The following is a 23,242-nucleotide window of genomic DNA, read 5'->3' on the forward strand; positions in this document are numbered from 1 at the left end:
AGGCGCGCAAGCGCCGTGCCCACGACTTCTCCGGATTTGCGGCGCCAATGGTGGCCACGCTACGCTTTGTTTGCCCCCTACGGATTCGAGCTTGTGGAGTACTCCATGCAACGCGCTGCTTTTCTCAACGCCCTGATGCTTGCATCCGCGCTGCTCGCCACCGCGCCTGCGTCAGCCGAAATCCGCATCATCCAGTCTCCGGGTGGACAGGTCGGGCCGTTCCTCGATCTGTTCGAGAAGGTGCGTGAGAGCGGCGAACGCGTGGTGATCGACGGTCCCTGCCTGTCTGCCTGCACGCTGGTGCTGAGCATCGTGCCGGGCGAGCGCATCTGCGTCACCAAGCGCGCCGTGCTCGGCTTCCATGCGGCGCGTTCGGTCGACCGGCGCGGGCGCTTCTATGCCGAGCCGGAAGCATCGGTCGCGGTGCTTGCCGCCTATCCCGGCCCCGTGCGCGACTGGATCAGCCGCCGCGGCGGCCTGAGCTCGCGGTTGCTGCTGTTGAAAGGCCGCGATCTCGCCGCGATCTATCCGCGCTGCCGGTGAAGAACCCAGTCACCACACTTTGGCCAGCTTCAATAGAGAGTCTGAATCACCGGCACCAGCTTCATGCTGGCGCAGATGAGCATCCCCCAAAGAGCAAAATTGATCTGTAGCGCCGCCACCATCGGTCGCTTCCCTTCCAAGTGACGTCCATCCCGGTTTGAAGCTTTTATGAATCACGAATAGCGATTCTGACGTGCAGAGCACAGCCCAATTTTGCGTCAATTGTTGTGCGATGCAGTCCGCGGGGTTTCACGAATTGGCCTCACTACGCCCGCAAAGTGATGCGATTCGCGAGTTCATTCCCTCAGCCATGCTGGCCCATTCGGTTTGCCTTGAGTTCCATTTGATCGACGCAGGTTCTCCACACGGAGCCTTGCGGATCGTGCACTGAATTCTGGATCCGGCATGATACGACGCGGCTTCATCTTGCTCGCTTTCTGCACGGCGCTGCTTGGCTGTGCAGTCGCACCAGCGCAGGAGCGCCGCCCGATCGCATGGGATGGCCTCGGCCAAGACCCCAACAAAGGCTCGAACCGCCCTCATGCCGCGAAGCGGCGCACGACGAACTCCGCGCCCGCGGCAACTGATCCCAATCAGGAACGGGAACGCGTGCTGGGCACCTTGCAGCCATACTCGGAGGCGTGGTGGGCGGTCCACGACGAGATCGAAGCGGAGAACGACAGGCAGCTCGGCACCAAGCTCGTGATCTGTCCTCGCTGCGTTCAGGCGCCGCAGCGAGGCGAGGACGTGACCGGATCAATCCGTTGAGCGCGCTCGCGGCAGATCCGGGTATGACGCGATAAATTCAAGCGTCCCCTCTCCCGCAACGCTGGAAAGAGGGGATCGCGACTCGACAGATCATGCAGGCGGCCGCGCCCGTCACATTCCTTCGGCCGGGCAGTTCACCATCCAGGGAATCCCGAACTTGTCGACGCACATGCCAAAGCCCTTGGCCCAGAACGTCTTGCTGAAGGGCATGGTGACGGACCCGCCGTCTGCGAGCGCGTTGAACTTGCGCTCGCCTTCCTCGGTATCCTTGACCGTGAGCGAGATCGAAAAGCCTTGAGCCTTGTTGAAATGCTCTGGCGGCGCATCGGAGGCCATCAATACGCTGCCGTCGGGTAGCGACATCCGCGCATGCATGATCGTCTTCTCGCGACCGGGCGCGGCGGGCACGTCCGGAGGCGCCTCCGATGACCGCATCATCGCATCGATCTTGCCGCCGAGCGCCTTGGCGTAGAAGTTGAACGCCGCTTCGCAATTGTCCCGATAGAACAGATAGGGGTTGAGCATCGTTTCTCTCCTCTTCGTTTGCAGTAGGCTCATTGCTTCTCGGTGAGCTTCTTCAGGCCGTCGAGGCCGGCCTCGAAATCCTTGCCGATCATGCTGTCCATGTTGATGAAGACCTGCATGACCTTGGACAGGAACGGGGCCGGACCGGACATCGCCCATGTCACCAGTGTCGCATCGCCTTGAGGCATAAAGGTGAACTCGGCAGTGTTGTGGCCTTCGAACGGACGTTCGAAGTCGAGCTTGATGCGGAGCTTTGACGCGGGATTCGCCTCGAGGATCTCCATGTGGCCGGCGCCGACATTGTTGTTGCCGTCCCAGGCGTAGGTCGCGCCTTTCCCTGCCGCAGCTCCACCGAAGGTGCGCTTCATGGCGGGATCGCGGCCCTCATAGGGGGACCAAGCGGTCCAGCGGTGGAAATCGGCGACCTGCGGGTAGATCGCATCCGCCGGCGCCTTCACGGCGAGGCTGCGTTCGACGCGAAAGGTGTCGGGTTTGGTCAGAGCAAAGGCGAGGACGCCCGCAATTCCAACGGCGAGTACGACGGCGATGACGGCAATGGCTTTCAGCATGGATCGCTCCGTGGATACGGGACAAGGACGAACGGGAACGGCGGGGGCCGACAATCCGGAAACGGATTTTTTTGGACACTGCCCTCACCTCACGTCATGGCCGGGCCTGTCTTGGCCATCCACGTTCTTCGCGCGGACGGAAAGACGTGGATGCCCGGGACGAGCCCGGGCATGACGACGTGGAGGCGGACGGGCCTAAGTCGCCTTTGCACCCTGCCGCGCGACGCCCTGCTTCGGCTGGCTGTCCCGGATCAGGCGATCGATGTGCATGCGAATGTGGGCGGCTTCTGCGGAGGTGTTGGCAAGCGCGATGGCGCGGTCGAAGGCGACGCACGCCTCGTCGTTGCGGCCGAGCTGCATCAGGAAGGCGCCGCGCACGCCGTAGAAATGGAAATAGTTGGCGAGCTTCGAGGCCAGCGGCTCGATCAGATCGAGCGCGGCCTGCGGTCCGCGCACCTTGGCGACCGCGACCGCGCGGTTGAGCGTCACCACAGGAGACGGCTGCGCGACCTCGAGCGCGCCGTAGAGCAGGTCGATCTGCGCCCAGTCGGTCTCCTCCGGCGTCGCCGCCCGGGCATGCAGCGCGGCGATCGCGGCCTGGATCTGATAAGGCCCGCTGCGGCGATGGCGCATCGCCTTGTCGATCAGCGCCAGCCCTTCCGCGATCATGGTGCCGTTCCACAGCGAACGGTCCTGGTCGTCCAGCAGGATCAGCGAGCCATCGGCCGCAAAGCGCGCGGCACTGCGCGCATGCTGCAGCAAGATGAGCGCCGTGAGGCCCATGATCTCCGGCTCGCTCTGAAACAGTCGTAGCAGCAGGCGGGCCAGCCGGATCGCCTCCTCGCAGAGCGGCTTGCGGATCTCCGCGGTGTCGCCGCTCGCCGAATAGCCCTCGTTGAAGATCAGATAGATGATCGCCGCGACACCGGCGAGCCGCTCGGAGCGCTCGATTGCGCCGGGCGCTTCGAACGGCGTGCCGGCCTCCGCGACCTTCGCCTTGGCGCGGGTGATACGCTGCTCCATCGCCGCGTCCGAGACCAGGAAGGCGCGCGCGATCTGCTTCACCGTGAGGCCCGAGACGATGCGCAGCGCCAGCGCGATCTGCTGCGTCGCCGGCAATTGCGGATGGCAGCAGATGAACATCAACCTCAGGATATCGTCGCGGTAGTGCGAGCCGTCCAGCCGTTCGGCCAGCGCGCCTTCGGCGTCGTCGAGATCGGAAATCGCCTGGTCGTCCTCCGGCAGCGGCTGCTGCTTGCGGGTCCGGCGCACCTCGTCGATGGCGGCATTGCGGCCGACCATGATCAGCCAGGCCGCAGGATCGCGCGGCGGCCCGTTCTGCGGCCAACTCTTGAGTGCGCGCAGGGAGGCGTTCTGGAACGCCTCCTCGGCGGTGTCGAGATCGCGGAAATAACGCAGCAGCGCGCCGACCGCCTGGGGTCGCGCCGAGGTCAGCGCGGTCTCGATCCAGGCGGTGTCGGCCTCGCTCACGTGGAAAGTCCTCCGGGCCGGAACACTCCGACGGGACGCACCTCATAGGCGCCACCGGGATTGGCAGCACCAAGATCGCCCGCGACGTCGAGCGCCTCGTCGAGATTCTTGCAGTCGACGATGTAGAAGCCGAGCAACTGCTCCTTGGTCTCGGCATAGGGGCCGTCCAGCACCAGCGGCGGATCTTCCTTGCGCAAGGTCGCCGCTGCCGTGGTCGGCAGCAGTCGCGCCACCGGCCCCAGCCGGCCCTGCTGGGTGAGCTTCTCCTGCACCACGGCGAGCTTCTTCATCACGGCCTCGTCCTGCTCCTTGCTCCAGGAGCCGACGAAGTCCTCATCGTGATAGCAAAGGATGGCGTAAAGCATAGGCGGCGCTTTCCTCGAAGGCTTGATTTGAAGACGCGCCAATATGCCCCGCCCCGACAGCGCTGCGGAAATAATTTGCAGGAAATGTCCGGCAGATCGTGCCAAGGAGGGCCTTTGTAAGCGGAACCCGACGAGGCACTTCGAATGACCAAAGGCACCCTGGCCGTCCTGATCAACAGCACGCAGCAGAACTGGCTGCCGGAGCGCTGGAAGGCCCGGTTCGAGGCGGTCTGCGGCGGACGTCGCGTGGTGCTGCTGCCGGATTCCACTCTCGATCCGGCCGAGGTGCACTATGCCACGGTGTGGAAGCCGGTGCCGGGCGATCTCGGCACTTTTCCCAATCTGCGGGCGATCTTCAATCTCGGCGCCGGCGTCGATGCGCTGATGGCGGACAAGGGCCTCCCTGACGTGCCGCTGGTCCGCGTCGCGGTGCCCGACCTCACCGGACGCATGACCGAATATGTCGTGCTGCACGTGCTGATGCACCACCGCCAGGAGCTCTATTTGCGGGACTCGCAGCGCGCGAAACGCTGGGAGCCGAAATATCAATGGCCGGCGAGCGCGGTCACGGTCGGCGTCATGGGGCTTGGCACGTTGGGGGCGGATGCGGCCGACGTGCTGCGCCGGCTCGGCTTCCGTGTCGCCGGCTGGAGCCGCAGCCCGCGCGCGATCGATGGCGTCGAATGCTTCCATGGCACCGCAGGCATGGATGCCTTTCTGCGCAAGACCGACATCCTGGTGTCGCTGCTGCCGCTGACGCCGGAGACACACGGCATCCTCAACCGCGAGGTCTTCACCAGGCTCAACCGCAACAGTCCGCTGGGCGCGCCGGTGCTGATCAATGCCGGCCGAGGCGGCTTGCAGAACGAGGCCGACATCCTCGCCTGCCTCGACGACGGCACGCTGGGCGCCGCCTCGCTCGACGTCTTCGTGCAGGAGCCGCAGCCGGCGGACAGCCGGTTCTGGACCCATCCCAAGGTGGTGCTGACGCCGCACAACGCAGCCGACACCGACGCCGACGCGATCTCGGCCTATGTCGCCGAGCAGATCGCGCGCTTCGAGGCCGGCGGTGCGTTGGAGAACGTGGTGGACCGGACCAGGGGGTATTAGGGCTCGGCACGCTGAGAGAGGCACGCACGCGCCCCACACCCCGGTGTCATCCCCGCGCACGCGGGGATCCATAACCCCAGGGAGACGTGTCGGGCGAGTTGGCAACTCCGAGTCGCCAAACGCCTCCCTGGGGTTATGGATCCCGGGCTCGCGCTACGCGCGCCCCAGGACGACAGCTATGCTTTGACTCCCAACATCACATCAATCGCGCCCTTCACGATCGCCTCAAGCTCCTTGCGCGGGACACGCGCGCGGGAGCGGATGGCGATGGTGTGGATGGTGGCGGATGCGATCTGCGCCAGCACGGCGGGCTCGGCGCTCTCGGGCAACTCGCCTTTCTCCTTCGCGCGGCGGAAGCAGTTCGTAAAAGCCTTGTCGAGCTCAGCGAGCCCCTCGATCACCATCGCGCGAATCTCGGGATCGCTCACCGCTTCGGACGCCGCCGTCACCACGGTGAAGCAACCGCGCGGGCCGGTCTCGCCGGAGAGATAGATGTTCAGCGCCGAGGCGAAGATGCGCTCGAGCCGCTGGCGCACCGGCATCTCCTGGCGAAAGATCTCCACCATCGCGGCGCGTGCTTCCTCGCGGTAGCGCTGGTAGCTCTTGATGTAGAGCTCGCGCTTGTCACCGAAGGCGCCATAGAGGCTCGGCCGGTTCATGCCGGTGGCTTCGCTGAGATCGTCCAGCGAGGTCGAGGCAAATCCTTGCGTGCGAAACAGATCGAGCGCCTTGCCGAGCGCGATGTCGGGTTGATAGGCGCGCGGGCGGCCGCGTCGTTTGGGTTGATTGGCAGCAGCTGGCGGCTTCTCTTTTTGTACCATTTCGCAAATTAATCCTTGACCGGCCCCATATTATGCAAGATGGTACAAAAATCAATCTGGCCAGGTTGAGCGAAACCTCAAGAATTGCCCAAGGAGGCTACAGATGGATCTCTATTTCTCGCCCCTCGCCTGTTCGATGGCAACACGCGTCGCGCTGTACGAAGCCAGCGCCGAGGCGAACTATCTCGAGGTCGACCCGCCGACCAAGACGGTGCTGAGCGACGGCTCCGACTTCCGCGCCATCAATCCGATCGGCCTGGTGCCGACGCTGCGCACCGACGAGGGCGTGATCCTGACCGAGAACGCCGCGATCCTGCAATACGTCGCCGACCGCTTCCCGCAATCGGGGCTCGGTGCGGCCGAGGGCATCGATCGCACGCGGCTGCATCAATGGCTGTGCTTCATCGGCACCGAGTTGCACAAGGGGCTGTTCGTGCCTGTGCTCGACCGCAAGGCGCCGCAGGAAGCGAAGGCCTATGTGCTGGAGAGAAACCTGTCGCGGCTCGACTATCTCGACAATTACCTGAAGGGGCGCGACTTCCTGCTCGACCATTTCAGCGTCGCTGACGCCTACCTCGTCACGGTCATCAACTGGACCATGGCGACGCCGCCGATCGAGCTCGCGAAATGGCCGAACGTGAAGGCCTATTACGAGCGCCTGCGCCAGCGGCCGTCGGTCGCGAAGGCGGTTGCGGAAGAGTTCGAGCTGTACAAGGCAGAGCTCGCGCGCAAGAAGGCGGCGGCATAGGCGAACTGAACGCCGCCGCGCGCCGTCGATCAAGTCGTTGTCCCCACGAAAGCGGGACAACGACTTGCAACAGATCGGCGTACGCTCAAGCGGCCCTGACACTGTCGAGAAAGCGACCGACTTCCGTTCGCAGCCGGTTACTGTCGCTTGAAAGCGCTTGCGCCGCGTCGAGCACCTGCGCGGAGGCAGAGCCTGTTTCGGTGGCGCCACGCTGGACGTCGCTGATGTTCGACGAGACCTGATGCGTGCCTTGAGCAGCCTGCTGGACATTGCGCGCAATTTCCTGGGTCGCCGCGCCCTGCTCCTCGACCGCCGCCGCGATGGTCGAGGAGATCTCCGACAAGGACTTGATCGTACTGCTGATCATCTTGATGGCGTTGACCGAATCTTGAGTGGCGCCCTGAATGCCGGCGATCTGCTGGGAGATCTCGCCGGTCGCCTTGGCGGTCTGCTCGGCCAGGGCCTTCACTTCGGAGGCCACCACGGCAAAACCACGGCCGGCTTCGCCAGCCCGCGCGGCCTCGATCGTTGCGTTCAATGCGAGTAGATTGGTCTGGCCCGCGATCGTGTTGATGAGCTCCACGACGTCACCGATCCGGGCTGCCGCCATGGAGAGTTCGCCGACCTTCTGATCGGTGAGGCGGGCCTGCTCCACTGCCTCGTTGGCCATCCGCGCAGACTCCTGAACCTGGCGGCCGATTTCGTTGACGGAGGACGACAGCTCTTCCGTCGCACTCGCGACGGATTGCACGTTGGTGGACGCTTCTTCGGAAGCCGCTGCGACCATCGTCGCAAGCTTCTCGCCGCGCTCCGCGGTCGAGGTCAGCGTGTTTGCCGAGGCCTCAAGCTCGGTCGAAGCCGACGACACGGTTTCGATGATCTCGCCCACCGCGCTTTCGAAGCTGCCGGCCAGTTTGATCATCTCGACCTTGCGCTCGGCAGCCGACCGCCTTTGCGTCGCGCCGAGCTCATCGCGGTCGAACCGGACGATGGCCTGCAACGTCTGCAGGTTTCTGAGAGCGACACCGAGCTCGTCGTCCCGTTCGACGACGATGCGGTTGTCGAGCTTGCCGGCGTTGACGCTCAGCATCGTATCATTGAGCCGCTGGAGCGGGCGCACGATGGCGCGAATGGTCTGACGGCTGAGGAGCCCGGAGATGGTGACGCTCAAGACCAGGAGCGCCAGGGCAATGCCGATCAGCCAGCCATACTCGTATGTCGCCGCGTCGTACTCCGCCTTGGCTTCCCTGACCTGAATTGCCACCAGCTTGTCGAGTTCGGCCTTGGCCGCGTCGTACAATTCGCGGGCTGGTCCCGCGAGGGCGGCAGCAAGCTCCACGTACTTCTGCTGCGAAAGAAGCGAGAGTGCCGGCTTCAATCCCTTCTCGACATAGTTCATCCGCTTCGGCGTGAAGGCGTCGGCGACGCCCTTTTCTTCTGGTGTGAGATAAGTTGCCATGTACTCGGACCAGACCTTGCCGACCTTGTCCAGATTGGCGCCGACCCTGGTCGCAACCTCACCGACGGGCTTTCCGGCCGCGCCGTTGGAGGCGGCTTCGAACAGCAGCGCCGTGTTGTCCCTCATTCGGTCATTGATCTCGAAGAGCTGTGCGAGCGGCAGCGCCCGATCCTCGTAGATCGATTTCATCCTGACATTGCTCTCGCGCGTGCCCAGCAGGCCCGCCCCTCCAATCGCCAGGAGGAAAAACAGCAGGGCTGCGACAAGCGTGACGAGGCGCGCATTCAGCGTACCGTTGAAAATGGCAAGCCGGTCAAGCAGCGAACGTCGCCGAATGACGCCGGCATCCAGCCGGTAGGCGTGTGCCCGGTTCTCGCGGATCATCGCGTACACCTGCTCCGCCTCGGCGCGTTGATCGGCAGGCAGCTTGGTGCGGATGGAGCTGTATCCGACGATCTGGCCGTTCTCTCGAATGGGAGAGGCGGTTGCCAACACCCAGTAGAAGTCGCCGTTCTTGCGTCGATTCTTCACGGCACCGGACCACGGCTTGCCCTGCTGGAGCGTCGCCCACAGATTTTCGAAGGCTGCTGACGGCATGTCCGGATGGCGGATGATGTTGTGAGGCTGCCCCATCAACTCCGCCTCGGAAAACCCCGCCGCTTCGACGAACTGATCGTTGAAGTAGGTCAGCTTTCCTTTCGTATCAGTGCGAGAGACGATGAGGGTCTCATCGGTAATCGGATATTCGACAGCCGTGACCGGAAGATTGGTCCGCATGGGAGCCTCCAAAATGGCATTCGCGAAAATCGAACCTGTGAACTTCAGGTAAGCGCCAAAGGATTTAGTTTGCCTAAATACAGAGCAACGAACCGAGCAATGAAAACACATTTGGCGCACGGTTTTCGGCAAAAACGCATCCCACGCGAGAAACCGCAGAGCTGCAGCAACCGCTGGATGGTCAAGGTCCGTCTCGATGTCGGACGCGTTCGCGGTCGCGCGTCGCAAGCTTAGATCGCACGAACGTTGCAGCCGCTTCTCGTTCGCAGCTACCCGTACAGCGCCCGCGGTAAAATCGTGACGATGCCGGCCACATCGTCAGCAACAGCACGCAGCCGACCATGATCATGAGATAAGGCAGCGTGACGCGCGCGATATAGCCGAGGCCATCCTTGACGAGGCCCCGGGGAGCTCGCACCCGCGACGCGCTGCGCCGCCTCCGGGGCACGAGATCGTTGTTCAATGATAGCTCGCACACAGCTTCGCGTTCTCGCGGCTTGTTTTGCCCGAGCTTTGCTTTGGTCTCGCACCCTCTGAAAGCAAGGGCGCAGGGAAGGCCGGGCGCCGGCTGGCACCCGAAGTCCCGCGTGCGAAAGAAGCGCGCACGGGGTGGACGACAGGTGTTGCCGGTCGCCCGGCCTTCCCTGCGCGATGGTTTTCACGGTGTCCTTCGTGCTCTCCTCGGGGAGCGCTGCACTATTGCCCCCGTCGCCTTGCGGATTTCAGATGCGCGCGCCGGTTGGCCGCACATCACCACATGACTTGACGCACAGACCCCGGGCGTCAGGACCACACGACTTCTCCGTCCGCGCACATCTTCGCTGGGTTCTCCACGGCTGGCGTGCGCTCACCGTCGAAGGCCATTCGAGACGCTGTCAGCGCCGTGTCGTATCGCGCCTGCCGCTGCTCACGGTTTCCCGCCCTGCAGCTCCATCGCGCGCCGACGCCGTCGCGGCCACCGCATCCCGGCCCGCGTCTCGTGACGATCGCGAAACGCCCCTTGTGGCGGGCGGGATGGCGCAGGTTGTACGGTAAAGCCGAACTTCTGTAAATACGAATATTTTGACGCGCGGCTATCGACCCAGTCCTGGTGTGTTTTGCCCGTCGGGCACCACAACGGATGGTAGAGGGCGACCGGTTTACCCGTACAGCACCCGCGGCAGTACCGTGACGATCCCGGGCCACAGCGTCAGCAGCAGCACGAAGCCGATCATGATGAGGAGGTAGGGCAGCGTGACGCGCGCGATATAGCCGAGGCCGTCGTCCGTGAGGCCCTGGATCACGAACAGGTTGAAGCCGACCGGCGGGGTGATCTGCGCCATCTCGACGGCAAGCACCAGGAAGACGCCGAACCAGACTTCGTCGAAGCCGGCCCCCTTCACGATCGGCAGCACGATCGGGAGCGTCATCACGATCATCGAGAAGCCGTCGAGGAAGCATCCGAGCACGAGATAGAAGATGATCAGCGCCACGATCAACATGAAGGGCGACAGGCCGAGCCCCTTCACGAAGGCGGCGACCGCCTGAGGGATGCCGAGGAAGGCCGCGGCATTGCCCAGGATCGAGGCGCCGAGCACGATCAGCGCGATCATCGAGCAGGTCACGACCGAGCCGATCAGCACGTCGCGGATCACCTGCTGCGACATCGAGCCCTGCGCCCATGCAACCAGCGCGGCGCCGAGCACGCCGACGGCGGCGGCCTCCGACGGCGTGGCGAGGCCGCCATACATCGAGCCGAGCACGCAGGCGATCAGGAACAGCGCCGGCGCAAGATCCTTCAGCGCGGCGAAGCGCTCGCTCCACGGCACCTGCGAGAGCTTGGCTTCCGTCTCCGGCACCAGGCTGCGGTTCAGCGTCGTATGCAGCATCACCCAGGCCATGAAAGTGGCGGCAAGCAGGAACCCCGGCAGCACGCCGGCGGTGAACAGCTTCAGGATCGAGACGTCACCGAGCACACCGTAGATGATCATGATGTTGGACGGCGGGATCAGGAAGCCGAGCGTGCCGGCGCCGGCGAGCGAGCCGATTGCGATGTCGCGCGAATAGCCGCGGCGCGTGAGCTCGTTGAGCGACATGCGACCGATCACCTGCGTGGTCGCGGCCGACGAGCCCGAGATCGCCGCGAAGATGGTGCAGCCGATCACGTTGACATGCAGCAGGCGGCCCGGCAGCAACCCGGCCCACGGCGCGAGGCCCTGGAACAGCGAGCGCGACAGGCGGGTGCGAAACAACAATTCGCCCATCAGGATGAACAGCGGCAGCGCCAGCAGCTCCTGCGTGGTCAGGATATTCCAGGCGTATTGCGGCAAGAGCTTGTCGAGCGGAATCGAGCGGAACATCGCCAGCAGCAGCGTCGCGGTGAGCGCAAGCGTCAGGCCGATCCACACGCCGCAGGCCAGTAGCGCGAACAGGATCGCAAACAGGGCGACGACTTCGATGGTCATGCGAGCTTGAATCCGGAGGCGAGCAAAGCTGTCATTCGACGGGCGAGGCCTTCATGCGATGATCCTCCAGCGGCAGGCCGAGCACGGCCTGGATCGCGCGCGCCAGGAACTGCAGCGTCAGCAGCAGCATGCCGAAGGTGACGACGGCTTCCGGAAACCACAGCGGCGTGTCGCTCGAGGTCGAGACCTGGCCGCGCACATAGGCGCCGAAGGCGAACTTCGCCATCGCCGAGGTCAAGAACGCCATGAAGGCGAAGCCGGCCGCAGCCGACAGGATATCGAGCGCACGCTGCACCGGTACCGGCGCGTTCTTGAGCAGCAGCACGACACGGATGTGGCCGCCGACGCGCAAGGTCATGGCGGCGCCGAAAGTGAACGACGCCGCCATCAGATAAGAAGAATATTCCCAGGCGATCGAGATCGTCGGAGGAAAGAACGGCAGGAAGTTCGAGAGGAAGCGCGTCGCGACCTCGCACAGCATCAGCAGCGTCAGCATCAGCAGGCAGCCGCCACCGATCCAGCCGTCGAGCCGGCCGAGCCGATCGATGCCGTCGAGCAGGATGCGCAGCGGCACGGGCGCCGCTGCATTGAGGCTCTGCGGTGCTTCGGACGAAACGCTCACCACGTGCTGACCTCAGCCGCGCTTCATTTCGGCGAGATAGGACCGCACCGGCTTGTCCGCCGCCGGCACGCGCTTGAGGAAGGCGTCGAGCTGCGGCGCGGTCTTGGCCCGGATCTCCGTCATCATCGCGTCCGAGACCGGCACCACCTCCATGCCGCCTTCCTTGAGACGGTTGAGGCTGTCGACGTCGGCCTTGAGCGAGTTCGCCCAGAAGCCGGGCTCCATCTTCGCCGCGATGTCCGCGACGAGCTTCTGCTGGTCTGCGGAAAGCGCCTTCCAGGAATCGAGATTGACGGTGAGCATCTGCGACGACCACACGTGATTGGTCGGGTAGACATATTTCAGGAATTCCCAGAACTTGCCGTCGACGCCGGACACCGACGAGGTGGAGACGCCGGCGACCGCACCAGAGGCGAGCGCGGGGATCGTTTCGCCCCAGGGGATCATCACCGCCGCCATGCCGATGGCGTTCAGCATCTCGACCGCATTCTTGTCGGGCACGCGGATCTTGATGTTCTTCAGGCCCTCGACGTCGGCGACCTTGGCCTTGAGGTGTAGATATTGCGTCGGCCACGGCACGATGTAGAGGATCTTCTGATTGTTGCGCGCGGCGATCTTCTCGTATTCGGGCCGCACATATTTGTGCAATACCTTCAGCTCCTCCACGGAGCCGCAGAGAAACGGAATGCTCTCGACGCCCATGAAGGGCTCGTCGCCAACCTGCTGGATGTTGAGGACGTCGGCGAGCGGCACCAGGCCGTCGCGCACGGCGCGCAGATGCTCCGGCCCCTTGAAGCCGAGCTGGCCCCCGGCCTTCACGGTGATGGCCACCGCGCCGCCCGTCTGCTTCTTCACCTCCTCCGCGAAGGCCATCGCGTTCTGGGTGTGGAAATTGCCGTCGGGCCAGACCGTCGACATATCCCAGCTCACCGTGGCGGCGCGCGCGCGGGTCGAGATATGGCCGGCGGCGAGCAGCGTCGCTGCGCCCGCAGTGAAGTTACGTCGCGTGATCATAGAGCCCCTCCATTTACCAAACGCGCCGACGCGTCAGCGCGCGTACCCATAAACTGCAACCGCATTGTCCGCGGAGACGAGCCCGCTTTCGACATCGGCCTCGACCGCCGCGCGATCGCGCATCCCGGGCGCACCGATGCCGGCGCCGCCGGGCGTCAGCACCACCAGCCGGTCGTCCGGCGGCACCTGCTGGAAACCCTTGCCGCGCAGCTTCTTGCCGGACTTCAGGCCCACGTAGCCCGCCTCGCCGTTTTTGCCGCCGTCGCGCCCGCGCGGCGGATGATCGATGCGGTCGAACGCCGCCAGGATGTCGAACGGCGCGTCGACACCGCTGCCGACCTCGATGATCTGGCCGAGGCCGCCGCGGGTGCGCCCTGCCCCGCCGGAATCCGGACGCAGCTCCTTGCGCCAGAAGATGAGCGGCGTCTGCGTCTCCGCGATCTCGACCGGCGTACCGCGCACGCCGCTCGGGTAAGCTGTCGCCGACAGGCCGTCCTTGGCGAAGCGCGCACCGGTGCCGCCATTGGAGGTGACCGCCATCGAGAACCCGTAATTGCCGCCGACGCCGCTTCGCGTCTGGCCGCGCACGTTGAGATTCCACAGGCAGGAGGTGCCTTCCGCGGGCACACGCTCGGGGATGATCTGGCGCAGGCAGCCGAACACGACGTCGGGCAGCATCTGGCCGATGATGTGGCGCGAGGCGACCGGCGCCGGTTTCGGCGCATTGAGGATTGCGCCCGCAGGCGCCGACACCGTCAGCGGCGAGAGCGAGCCGGCATTGTTCGGGATCTGCGAGGCGACGACGCAGCCCAGCCCGAACACGGTGTAGGCGATGGTGTAGGACAGCGGCACGTTGATGCCGAACTTCGAGGCAGCTGAAGTGCCGTCGAAATCGACATGAATGCCCGTCTCCGAGATCGTCAGCGTCGCGGCGAGAGTCACCGGCGCGTCGTAGCCGTCGACGACCATCGTGTTGCGCCAGCTGCCCTTCGGCAGCTTTGCGATCTCGGCGAGGACCGCCTCGCGCGAGCGGTCGCAGATGTAGTCGCCGAGTTCGTCGAGCGTATCGATGCCGAACTCGGTCATCATCTCGACCAGGCGCTCGCAGCCGACGTCGTTGCAGCCGGCCAGCGAATAGGTGTCGCCCTCGGTGTCGATCGGCAGCCGCGTGTTGGTGCGGATCATCGCCATCAGCGTCTCGTTGACGACGCCCTGGTCGATCAGCTTCAGCATGGGGATGTAGAGCCCCTCCATGAACACGTCGGTAGCGTCGGGCCCGAAGCCGATGCCGCCGATGTCCATGAGATGGCTGGTGCAGGAGAACAGCGCGACCGGCTTGCCGTCCTTGAAGCAGGGCGTGGTGACGACGAAGTCGTTGAGGTGGCCGGTGCCCATCCAGGGATCGTTGGTGATGTAGGCATCGCCCTCCTTCATCGTCTCGATCGGGAAGTGGTTGATGAAGTGCTTGACCGATTCCGCCATCGAATTGACGTGACCGGGCGTGCCGGTCACTGCCTGTGCCAGCATCCGCCCCTCGAGGTCGAACACGCCGGCCGAGAGATCGCCGCATTCGCGCACGATCGGGCTGAAGGCAGTGCGGAGCAGCACCTGCGCCTGCTCCTCGACCACGGCGATCAGCCGGTGCCACATGATCTGGAGATCAATCAGGCTCGCGCCGTTTGCCTTGCTCATGATCAGGCTGCCTTCCGTTCCATGACGATGCTGCCGGCACCGTCGATATGGGCGTCGAAACTGTTGGAGACGAAGGTCGAGGTCTCGTCCTCCGCGATCACGGCCGGGCCCGCAATGGTCGCGCCCGGCGCCATGTCCTCGCGGCGGTAGAGCGGGATCTCGATCACCTCGCCTGCCCGGCCGTCGAAGAATTTGCGGCTGCCGCTCGCCTTGCCGGCCGGCTTGCGCGCAACGGCGGCGACAGCGGACGGATTGCGGGCATCTGTGGTCGCGAGCACCGACCAGCTCAGCACCTCGATCGCGGCGCCCGGGATCGACCGCTCGAACATCGCGGAATAATCCGCCTCGAACTTCTGACGCAGGCCGGCCAGATCGGCCGAATTCAGCCGCCGGTTCGGCAGCTCGACCGAGATCTCGTGGCCCTGGCCGACATAGCGCATGAAGGCGGAGCGACGCTCGCGCACCGGCGCACCGGCAGCGCCCGGCTCGACCAGCGCGCGCGCCTCGGTCACCATCTCCTGCAGGAGATCCGACACCGCCTCAGTGTCGAAATCATCGAGCCGGACGTGGCGGCTGCGCACCAGCTCATAGGCGATGGGAGCTGCCAAAAATCCAACGGCCGAGCCGACACCGGCATTCGACGGCACGATCACCCGGGAGACGCCGATCTTCTCGGCGACCCGCGCCGCATGCAACGGCGCGGCACCGCCGAAGGCGATCAAGGTGTGCTGGCCGACGATCTCGCCGCGCTCGACCGCATGGACGCGCGCCGCACTCGCCATGTTCTCGCAGACGACCTCGTGCACGGCATAGGCCGCAGTTTCCGCCGACAGACCGAGCGGCTCGCCGACGCTGCTCAGGAGAGCCTTCTTCGAAAGCTCCGGATCGAGCTTGATCGTGCCACCCGCAAATGCGTCGGGGTCGATCATGCCGAGCGCGACGTCCGCATCCGTCACAGCCGGACGCAGGCCGCCACGGCCGTAGCACGCCGGCCCCGGTTCCGACGAGGCGCTCTCGGGGCCGACGGTGACGCGCTTCATCGCGTCGACATGGGCGATCGAGCCGCCGCCGGCGCCGATCTCGACCATCTCGATCACGGGAATGCGCACCGGCAGGCCGGAGCCCTTGAGGAAGCGCGCGGCGCGATCGACCTCGAACACGCGCGAGGTCTCCGGCTGGTATTTTTCGATCAGGCAAATCTTGGCCGTGGTGCCGCCCATGTCGAAGGACAGCACCTTGCTCTCGCCGAGTCGTGCCGCGATCTGCGCCGCGAAGATCGCGCCGCCGGCAGGCCCGGACTCGACGAGACGCACCGGAAAGCGCCGCGCCGTCTCGATCGACGTGACGCCGCCACCTGACGTGACGAGGTAGATCGCACCGCGGAACTGCTCGACCTGCAAGGCGTCGGCCATGCGGGCGAGATAGCCGTCGATCAAGGGTTGCACATAGGCGTTCGCGACCGCAGTCGATGTGCGCTCATACTCGCGAATCTCCGGGCAAACGGCCGAGGACACGGTCACGGAGATATCAGGCATCTCCTCGGCCAGGATCGCGGCTGCGCGTCGCTCGTGCTCGGGATTGGCATAGGAGTGCAGGAAGGCGATCGCGACGCTCTCGACGCCCAGCTCACGCAATTTCGGCGCGAGTGCACGCACCGACGCTTCGTCGAGCGGGAGACGGACGGCACCGTGGGCGTCGACGCGCTCGGGCACGGTGAAACGCAGACTGCGCGGCGCCAGCGGCCTCGGCTTGTCGATGGTGAGATCATACTGGTCGTAGCGGCTCTCGGTGCCGATATCGAGCACGTCGCGAAAGCCTTCGGTCGCAATCAGCGCCGTCTTGGCGCCACGGCGCTCGATGATGGCGTTGGTCGCGAGCGTGGTGCCGTGAATGAAGACGTCGATGTCGCTGATATGGGCACGCGCGTCGGCGAGAATGAGACGCATTCCATCCAGCACCGCCTGCTCGGGACGCTGCGGCGTCGTCAGCAGCTTGCGCGTCTTGCGATCCAAACCCACGTCCAGCACGATGTCGGTGAACGTGCCACCGATATCGACGGCAAGCCGCACCTCGGCTCCCTCAAGCATTCCAAATTCTCCGGCTGATCGTCGAAACTGTCGTCGAAAGCGCAGCAATTTCCATGCCATGGATGACGGAGAACGCTGCGCCAAGCCATTCTGCTTGGCACCTATGCAATAGGCAAGGCGTGTTCGCCGCCTGCGCGATCAGAGCAGGAATGCAAGCGCCGCTTCGCAGCGCTCCTCGACCTTGAGCGTCAGGAGATCGTCGGCGCGGGTGCGGCCGAGATTGACCGCCGCAATCGGAATCTCGCGCTGCGCGGCAGCCTGCACGAAACGGAATCCCGAATAGACCATCAGCGACGAGCCGACGACGAGCATGGCATCGGCTTGCGCCAGATGATCCTGCGCGGTGGCGACGATGTCGCGGGGGACGTTCTCGCCGAAGAACACGACGTCGGGCTTGAGGATGCCGCCGCAGGCTTCGCAAGCAGGCACCTGGAAGGACGAAAAATCCTCGTGCTCCAGATCAGCGTCGCCATCAGGTGCATCGGCCGCATCGAGCGTCAGCCATTCCGCATTCGCGCGACCAAGCGCATGCTGAAATTCATCGCGCGGTGTCTTGCCGCCGCAGCCCATGCAGCGAACCAGATCGAGCCGGCCGTGCAGGTCGATCACCTGACGGTGGCCGGCGGATTGATGCAGCCGGTCGACGTTCTGGGTCAGCAGCATCCCGCACCGGCCGCTCGCCTCGAGCTTAGCCAGCGCATGATGCGCATCGTTCGGGCGGGCCTGGCCGAACCGCCGCCAGCCGATCAGGCTGCGCGCCCAATAGCGCTGGCGCGTATGCTCCTCGGACATGAAGGCCTGGAAGTTGACCGGCTGGGTACGTTTCCAGTTGCCGTTGCTGTCGCGATAGTCGGGGATGCCCGAATTGGTGCTGCAGCCGGCGCCGGTCAACACGAACAGTTTTTCGTGACGGTCGACGAAATCCCGGAGCGGATGGTTTGGCAGCGGAGCATTGGTCATGCCGGATGATGTAGTTCGCGCCGCGACATTTTGCCAGATCACTGCTGCGCCGGCGGCCCGAAGCCGGCGACGGATTGATCCGCGCCGGAGAAATGCCGGCGGCAACATGCTCGCGCACCAGTTTGACCCGCCCCGAGCAGATCACCCGTCAGATCTTGTTGGGATCGGTGTCATGCCTGTGCTTGTGAAGAAACCGGGCTATCTGCCCACGGAGCGCCACCGTGTCCAACAAAGTTCCGACCGATCCTGCGGTGTCGAAGATCTCCCGCTGAAGCGTCATCGGCAGAGAATTCCATTGCATGATGACGGCCGCGCCGAGACATCGCAAGACTCGCTCTTCCTCCGCCGCGAGGGCTGCGCCGCGCAGTCGCTCCGTCTCGCCGGCGTTGACCGCATCCACGTATTGGTCCGCGAGGACCTGCTCGTTGTCCGCGCGCCATGCAAGGCTGTCCTGCAATTTCTCGAATTTGCGGGTTTCATCCTTGCCTGACGAACTCTTGGCCAGTTCGCCATACTCGGCCGCTCTTGCGCGATACTGCAGAAATTTGAACATGCCGCCTCCCATCTTGCTTGAGTTCCTTCGCTGGCGAGAAGGACGCGTGGATTTCAGCGGCATTCCCAAGAATCGCTGCCCTGCGCATTGCCGTCATGCGCTTGTCTCCCGGCGGTATCTCGCGAGCTCGACGGAGGGCGTCGATCGCCATCGAGTTCAGCTCGCAGCAGAGCGACGGTTGAATTGAATCCGATGAGGTGCCTGCCTGATCCGACGACGAAGGCGCGCCGAATCCGACTACCATTGGATCAACATCGAAGCGGCGATCAACAGCACCAGAAGATCGGCACCAGAAGCGGAGGTACGAGCCATTCGCTAAGGATGGATCGGGGGAACCCGACATATTGACCGCCTCTTGGTCGCGGCGGGAGCGCAATGCTCTCAGTCACCGATAACAGCCGAGGGACGCGCGATGATGAGCGAGATATAGTCACCTTTCGGCGAATAGCGAGGCTTGCCGAGAACTATTCGTCGCAATCGCCATCAAACCTGGTTGTAACCTCGGCGCCAAACCATCATCTGAAAGAGGCGCAACCGGCTCGCTCTCGTCAGGTCTCAATGAAACGTCCGTGTTCCTGACGTACGCAAGTCGGCCACCCAGCGTGCCCCGACTCTAACGGCGCGAAGACCGGCGCATGGCACCTGCAACCTGATCGGCTCGAACCATGATCGATTTTCCAAATCACAACCGCTCATATGACCGGACGCGACGTGCGGTGCGGTTCTGGGGTCACGACAGCGCCATCGAAGCCTCGTTCTTCATCGACGAAGGCGCGTTGAAGCGGATTCAACCGGGCGCGCCCGCGACCGAATCGGAATTCCTGAACGCGTTCGATTGCAATCGCGACTTGATATGTGCCACTGCGGCCAGGAAGTATGTCCGTGGCAGCAGGGGCTCCTACGACCTGCTCGCAGGAGATTTCTGAAGCGGTCGATGAGTCCGTGATTTCGACCGCGAGTTCACGTGTCTAGCTCGCCCAGTTCTCGCGAAATTCGGGAAACAGCGTCAGGCCTCCGCAGGCATAGAGGGTCTGCCCCGTGATGTAGCTCGCATCATCGGAAGCGAGGAAGGCGAACACGGCGGCGATCTCTTCGGGTGTGCCGACACGGCCCAGCGGAATATGGCTGGTGACTTCGCCGCGCTTTTTGGGATCGTCCCGCCAGGCCTCGTTGATCGGCGTGTCGATCGCGCCAGGACCAACCGCATTGACGCGGATGCCGCGGCCGGCGAATTCGAGCGCCAGCGTGCGCGTCAGATTGGCCATGCCGCCCTTGCTGATCGAATAAGCGAGATAGCCCGGCTTCGGGATGATCTGGTGGACGCTGGAGCAGTTGATGATGGAGCCCCCTCCCCCGCGCGCCACGAAATGCGCGAGCGCCTTCTGCGCGCAGAGCACGGCGCCGGTGAGATTGACGTCGATGATTTTGCGATAGGTTTCGACGTCGAGCGCCTCGCTCGGCGATTCCTTCTGGAAGCCGGCGTTGTTGACCAGACAATCGAGACGTTTCCAGCGCGAAAGGATCGCCTCGAACATCGCGGCAATCTCATGTTCATTGCCGACATCGGCCTTGACGATGAAGTGATCGGGCTCGCCGTGGCCGCGATCGCTCGAAGCCGTCCGCGCCAGCGCGAGCGTCTCCTCCGCCCGGTCCTCGTTCTGGAAATAATTGATGGCGACCGTCGCACCTTCCTGGGCAAGCCGGGTGGCGACGGCGCGGCCGATGCCTTGCGAGGCGCCGGTCACCAGGGCGTATTGGCCGACGAGGCGCGAGTGAAAGGAGGTCGAGCGATCGGTTTGCGGCATGGGTTCTCTCCGGGATGTCTCATCATCGACCGACGGCGCGTTTTGTTCCATCCCTTTCGTGCATCGCTGGGACTCATTCCGCGCGCCGCGCCAGCGGCGAGGTCAGGATCTGGTAGAGGATGATGGCGCCGAAGGTTGCGGTGCCGATCCCGCCGATCGTGAACGCGCCGAATTTGAGCGTGAGATCGCCTGCACCCGCGGTGAGCGCGACTGCGACGGTGATCAGGTTTGCCGGATTGGCGAAGTCGACTTGTTCTCGACCCAGATCCGACCGGCCATCGCTGCGATCAGTCCGAACAGCACGATCGAGAGGCCGCCGATGACGGGCCCCGGGATCGACAGGATCAGTGCGCCGAATTTCGGCGAGAAGCCGAGCAGGATCGACACAATGGCGGCAAAGGCAAACAGCAATGTCGAATAGACCTTCGTCGCCGCCATCACGCCGATGTTTTCGGCATAGGTGGTGACGCCGGTGCCGCCACCGCAGGCCGCCACGATGGTCGCGAGACTGTCGGCGAACAAGGCGCGGCCGAGATAGGCATCGAGACTCCGGCCTGTCATGGCACCGACGGCTTTGATGTGACCGAGATTTTCGGCGACGAGAATGATCGCGACCGGCGCGATCAGAAAGATCGCATCGGCCTGGAATGTCGGCGCGGTGAAGCTCGGCATGCCCAGCCACGGCGCGGCCGAAAGCTGAGTGAAGTCGATCGGCTTGCCGAAGCCGAGGCCGTTCGCGAACAGCAGGTACAGAAGATATCCGCCGATCGCGCCGAGGATGATCGGCAGGCGGCGCCACAGGCCCGGAGCAGCCACCGCGACCACGCCGATGATCAGAACGGTCGCGAGGCCAATCCAGGTGTCGAACGCGCCGGCGCTCACCGCCTTGACCGCCACGGGCGCGAGGTTGAGGCCGATCGCCGCGACCACCGCGCCGGTGACGGCCGGCGGCAGCAGCCGCTCGACCCAGCCGACCCCCGACCACATCACGATGAGCGCGATCGCCCCGTAGAGCACCCCGGCGCCGATGATGCCGCCGAGCGCAACCGACAAATTCGGGTTCGGCCCCTGCCCGGCATAGCCGGTGGCGGCGATCACGACGGCGATGAACGCGAAGCTCGATCCGAGATAGCTCGGCACGCGCCCGGCGACGATCACGAAGAAGATCAGCGTGCCGATGCCGGAGAACAGGACCGCGACGTTCGGGTCGAATCCCATCAGCAGCGGGGCGATGATCGTCGAGCCCGACATCGCGACGCAATGCTGTAGACCGGAGACGATGGTCTGGCCCCATGGCAGCCGTTCCTCCGGCATGATCACGCCCGAGGTCTTGAGTTTCCAGCGGGGAAAATAACCCTGTGCCGGCTCGCCCGAGCGCGTTGCAGTCGACATGGTCCCCCCAATTGCGGTGCAGCGACCGAACTTCGTGCGAACAGACAAAAATGTGATTGTCGCTTGTGCGGCGACCATCACATGATGCAAGGCATGCAAATTCGAAATCACGCAAAATCAATGCGTTCCGGGGCCATTCTATGACACAAGTCGCGATCCAGCCAGCCATCCATCCCCGGCACCAGCCCTGGTACAAGGTGCTCTACGTCCAGGTGCTGATCGCGATCGCGCTCGGCGTGCTGATCGGCTATGTCTATCCCGATCTCGGCAAGGCCCTGAAGCCGCTCGGCGACGGCTTCATCGCGCTGATCAAGATGATGATCGCGCCTGTGATCTTCTGCACCGTGGTGCACGGCATCTCCTCGATGGGCGACCTCAAGCGCGTCGGCCGGGTCGGGCTGAAGTCGCTGATCTATTTCGAGACTGTCTCGACCGTCGCGCTCGCCATCGGCCTGCTGGTCGGCGAGGTGCTGCAGCCCGGGCACGGCTTCAACATCGATCCCGCCACGATCGATCCGAAATCGGTGGCGTCATACGTTACCAAGGCCCACGAAGACGGCATCGTCGCCCATCTGCTGGGAATCATTCCCGACAGCTATGTCGGCGCGATCGCGCGCGGCGACCTGTTGCAGGTGCTACTGGTCTCGATCCTGTCCGGCTTCGCCATCGCCTTTCTCGGCAAGGCCGGCGAGCCCATTGCGGATGCGATCGACAAGGCGGCGAAGATGTTCTTCGGCATCATCCGCATCATCGTGCGCGTCGCGCCGATCGGCGCCTTCGGCGCGATGGCGTTCACCGTCGGCGCCTACGGCCTCGGCTCGCTGCTCAATCTCGCCGCCCTGATCGGCACGTTCTATCTGACCAGCATCCTGTTCGTGGTCGTGGTGCTGGGTGCTATCGCGCGGCTCGCCGGCTTCTCGATCCTGCGCTTCATCGCCTACATCAAGGACGAGCTCCTGATCGTGCTCGGCACGTCGTCCTCGGAGACGGTGCTGCCGCAGATGATCCAGAAGATGGAGCATCTCGGCGCCTCGCGCTCGGTGGTCGGCCTCGTCATCCCGACCGGCTACAGCTTCAACCTCGACGGCACCAACATCTATATGACGCTGGCGACGCTGTTCCTGGCGCAGGCGACCAACACCCATCTGACGATCTGGCAGGAGCTCGGCATTTTGGGCATCGCCATGATCACCTCGAAGGGCGCCTCCGGCGTGACCGGCGCCGGCTTCATCACGCTCGCCGCGACGCTGTCGATCGTGCCTGACATCCCGATCCAGTCGATCGCGATCCTGGTCGGCATCGACAAGTTCATGAGCGAATGCCGCGCGCTGACCAACCTGATCGGCAATGGCGTTGCCTGCGTCGTCATCAGCATCTCCGAAGGCGAGCTCGATCGCAATGCGCTGCACGAGACCATGGCCCATCCGCTGGAGAGCGGCGAAGCGCTGGAGCCGGGTGGCAGCGCGGCCTCATAGACCTACGCACGGGGAACGCAAG

General features: G+C 64.4%; 20 protein-coding genes and 2 pseudogenes. 6 read left to right on the forward strand and 16 right to left on the reverse strand.

All coding sequences use genetic code 11. The features are described from left to right. Positions 1–105 precede the first annotated feature (105 nt). Both CIT39_RS28985 and CIT39_RS28990 read left to right on the forward strand, forming a co-directional pair. Positions 106–543, forward strand: coding sequence for a hypothetical protein (locus CIT39_RS28985; RefSeq protein ID WP_094976849.1), 438 nt, complete (start codon positions 106–108; stop codon positions 541–543). Between the two features lie 405 nt (positions 544–948). After that, complete coding sequence (locus CIT39_RS28990) at positions 949–1,311, forward strand: hypothetical protein (protein WP_094976848.1); 363 nt, start codon at positions 949–951, stop codon at positions 1,309–1,311. Positions 1,312–1,422: 111 nt separating this feature from the next. Here the strand turns inward: CIT39_RS28990 and CIT39_RS28995 are convergent, their stop codons facing one another. The 4 genes from CIT39_RS28995 to CIT39_RS29010 all read right to left on the reverse strand — a co-directional run bounded on the left by CIT39_RS28995 (position 1,423) and on the right by CIT39_RS29010 (position 4,261). Continuing rightward, positions 1,423–1,836, reverse strand: a complete 414-nt coding sequence (locus CIT39_RS28995) for a VOC family protein (RefSeq protein ID WP_094976847.1) — start codon at positions 1,834–1,836, stop codon at positions 1,423–1,425. A 29-nt stretch (positions 1,837–1,865) separates the two neighbouring features. Next, on the reverse strand, positions 1,866–2,405 hold the full coding sequence (locus CIT39_RS29000; protein ID WP_094976846.1) for an SRPBCC family protein: 540 nt from the start codon (positions 2,403–2,405) through the stop codon (positions 1,866–1,868). Positions 2,406–2,600: 195 nt separating this feature from the next. Beyond that, entirely contained in the window at positions 2,601–3,896 is a 1,296-nt protein-coding gene (locus CIT39_RS29005; RefSeq protein ID WP_094976845.1) for an RNA polymerase sigma factor, read from the reverse strand. Then, positions 3,893–4,261, reverse strand: coding sequence for a YciI family protein (locus tag CIT39_RS29010; RefSeq protein ID WP_094976844.1), 369 nt, complete (start codon positions 4,259–4,261; stop codon positions 3,893–3,895). The genes CIT39_RS29005 and CIT39_RS29010 overlap by 4 nt, the downstream gene beginning before the upstream one ends. Before the next feature lie 144 nt (positions 4,262–4,405). Between CIT39_RS29010 and CIT39_RS29015 the strand changes: the two genes are divergently transcribed. Further along, positions 4,406–5,371 (forward strand): 2-hydroxyacid dehydrogenase, encoded by a 966-nt coding sequence (locus CIT39_RS29015; RefSeq protein ID WP_094976843.1) that lies wholly within the window; start codon positions 4,406–4,408, stop codon positions 5,369–5,371. A gap of 176 nt (positions 5,372–5,547) precedes the next feature. Here the strand turns inward: CIT39_RS29015 and CIT39_RS29020 are convergent, their stop codons facing one another. Beyond that, positions 5,548–6,192, reverse strand: coding sequence for a TetR/AcrR family transcriptional regulator (locus CIT39_RS29020; protein ID WP_094976842.1), 645 nt, complete (start codon positions 6,190–6,192; stop codon positions 5,548–5,550). A gap of 103 nt (positions 6,193–6,295) precedes the next feature. Between CIT39_RS29020 and CIT39_RS29025 the strand changes: the two genes are divergently transcribed. Beyond that, positions 6,296–6,940, forward strand: coding sequence for a glutathione binding-like protein (locus CIT39_RS29025; protein WP_094976841.1), 645 nt, complete (start codon positions 6,296–6,298; stop codon positions 6,938–6,940). Between the two features lie 85 nt (positions 6,941–7,025). Here the strand turns inward: CIT39_RS29025 and CIT39_RS29030 are convergent, their stop codons facing one another. The 9 genes and pseudogenes from CIT39_RS29030 to CIT39_RS29070 form a co-directional block, all read right to left on the reverse strand. Then, complete coding sequence (locus CIT39_RS29030; protein WP_094976840.1) at positions 7,026–9,176, reverse strand: methyl-accepting chemotaxis protein; 2,151 nt, start codon at positions 9,174–9,176, stop codon at positions 7,026–7,028. Between the two features lie 269 nt (positions 9,177–9,445). Beyond that, positions 9,446–9,582: pseudogene (locus tag CIT39_RS29035) on the reverse strand (C4-dicarboxylate ABC transporter permease); the annotation flags it as partial. Between the two features lie 733 nt (positions 9,583–10,315). Further along, positions 10,316–11,620: a TRAP transporter large permease gene (locus CIT39_RS29040; protein ID WP_094976839.1), complete on the reverse strand. Its 1,305-nt coding sequence runs from the start codon at positions 11,618–11,620 to the stop codon at positions 10,316–10,318. Positions 11,621–11,651: 31 nt separating this feature from the next. Further along, positions 11,652–12,245, reverse strand: coding sequence for a TRAP transporter small permease subunit (locus CIT39_RS29045; RefSeq protein WP_094976838.1), 594 nt, complete (start codon positions 12,243–12,245; stop codon positions 11,652–11,654). 9 nt (positions 12,246–12,254) lie between these two features. Continuing rightward, a complete protein-coding gene (locus CIT39_RS29050) occupies positions 12,255–13,256 on the reverse strand; it encodes a TRAP transporter substrate-binding protein (protein WP_094976837.1) in 1,002 nt (333 codons plus the stop codon). 33 nt (positions 13,257–13,289) lie between these two features. Beyond that, the gene (locus CIT39_RS29055) at positions 13,290–14,948 is read right to left on the reverse strand and encodes a hydantoinase B/oxoprolinase family protein (protein WP_094976836.1); all 1,659 of its coding nucleotides are present in this window, start codon (positions 14,946–14,948) and stop codon (positions 13,290–13,292) included. A gap of 2 nt (positions 14,949–14,950) precedes the next feature. After that, positions 14,951–17,035, reverse strand: coding sequence for a hydantoinase/oxoprolinase family protein (locus CIT39_RS29060; protein WP_094976835.1), 2,085 nt, complete (start codon positions 17,033–17,035; stop codon positions 14,951–14,953). A gap of 138 nt (positions 17,036–17,173) precedes the next feature. Beyond that, a complete protein-coding gene (locus CIT39_RS29065) occupies positions 17,174–17,995 on the reverse strand; it encodes an NAD-dependent protein deacetylase (RefSeq protein WP_094976834.1) in 822 nt (273 codons plus the stop codon). Positions 17,996–18,143: 148 nt separating this feature from the next. Continuing rightward, positions 18,144–18,548: a hypothetical protein gene (locus tag CIT39_RS29070; RefSeq protein ID WP_094976833.1), complete on the reverse strand. Its 405-nt coding sequence runs from the start codon at positions 18,546–18,548 to the stop codon at positions 18,144–18,146. A 665-nt stretch (positions 18,549–19,213) separates the two neighbouring features. Here CIT39_RS29070 and CIT39_RS29075 point away from each other — a divergent pair. Then, positions 19,214–19,474 carry a DUF1488 family protein gene (locus tag CIT39_RS29075; RefSeq protein ID WP_094976832.1) on the forward strand — a complete coding sequence of 87 codons (261 nt, stop codon included), beginning with the start codon at positions 19,214–19,216 and terminating at the stop codon, positions 19,472–19,474. Between the two features lie 42 nt (positions 19,475–19,516). On the opposite strand, the gene CIT39_RS29080 is transcribed toward CIT39_RS29075, so the two are convergent. Together CIT39_RS29080 and CIT39_RS29085 are read right to left on the reverse strand one after the other, a co-directional pair. Further along, positions 19,517–20,353, reverse strand: coding sequence for an SDR family oxidoreductase (locus CIT39_RS29080; RefSeq protein WP_094976831.1), 837 nt, complete (start codon positions 20,351–20,353; stop codon positions 19,517–19,519). Between the two features lie 73 nt (positions 20,354–20,426). After that, positions 20,427–21,745 (reverse strand): annotated as a pseudogene (locus CIT39_RS29085) (solute carrier family 23 protein). A gap of 140 nt (positions 21,746–21,885) precedes the next feature. Here CIT39_RS29085 and CIT39_RS29090 point away from each other — a divergent pair. Continuing rightward, the gene (locus tag CIT39_RS29090) at positions 21,886–23,220 is read left to right on the forward strand and encodes a dicarboxylate/amino acid:cation symporter (RefSeq protein ID WP_094976830.1); all 1,335 of its coding nucleotides are present in this window, start codon (positions 21,886–21,888) and stop codon (positions 23,218–23,220) included. Positions 23,221–23,242 lie beyond the last annotated feature (22 nt).

Origin of the sequence: Bradyrhizobium symbiodeficiens (assembly GCF_002266465.3) — a bacterium.
Classification (GTDB): Bacteria; Pseudomonadota; Alphaproteobacteria; order Rhizobiales; family Xanthobacteraceae; genus Bradyrhizobium; species Bradyrhizobium symbiodeficiens.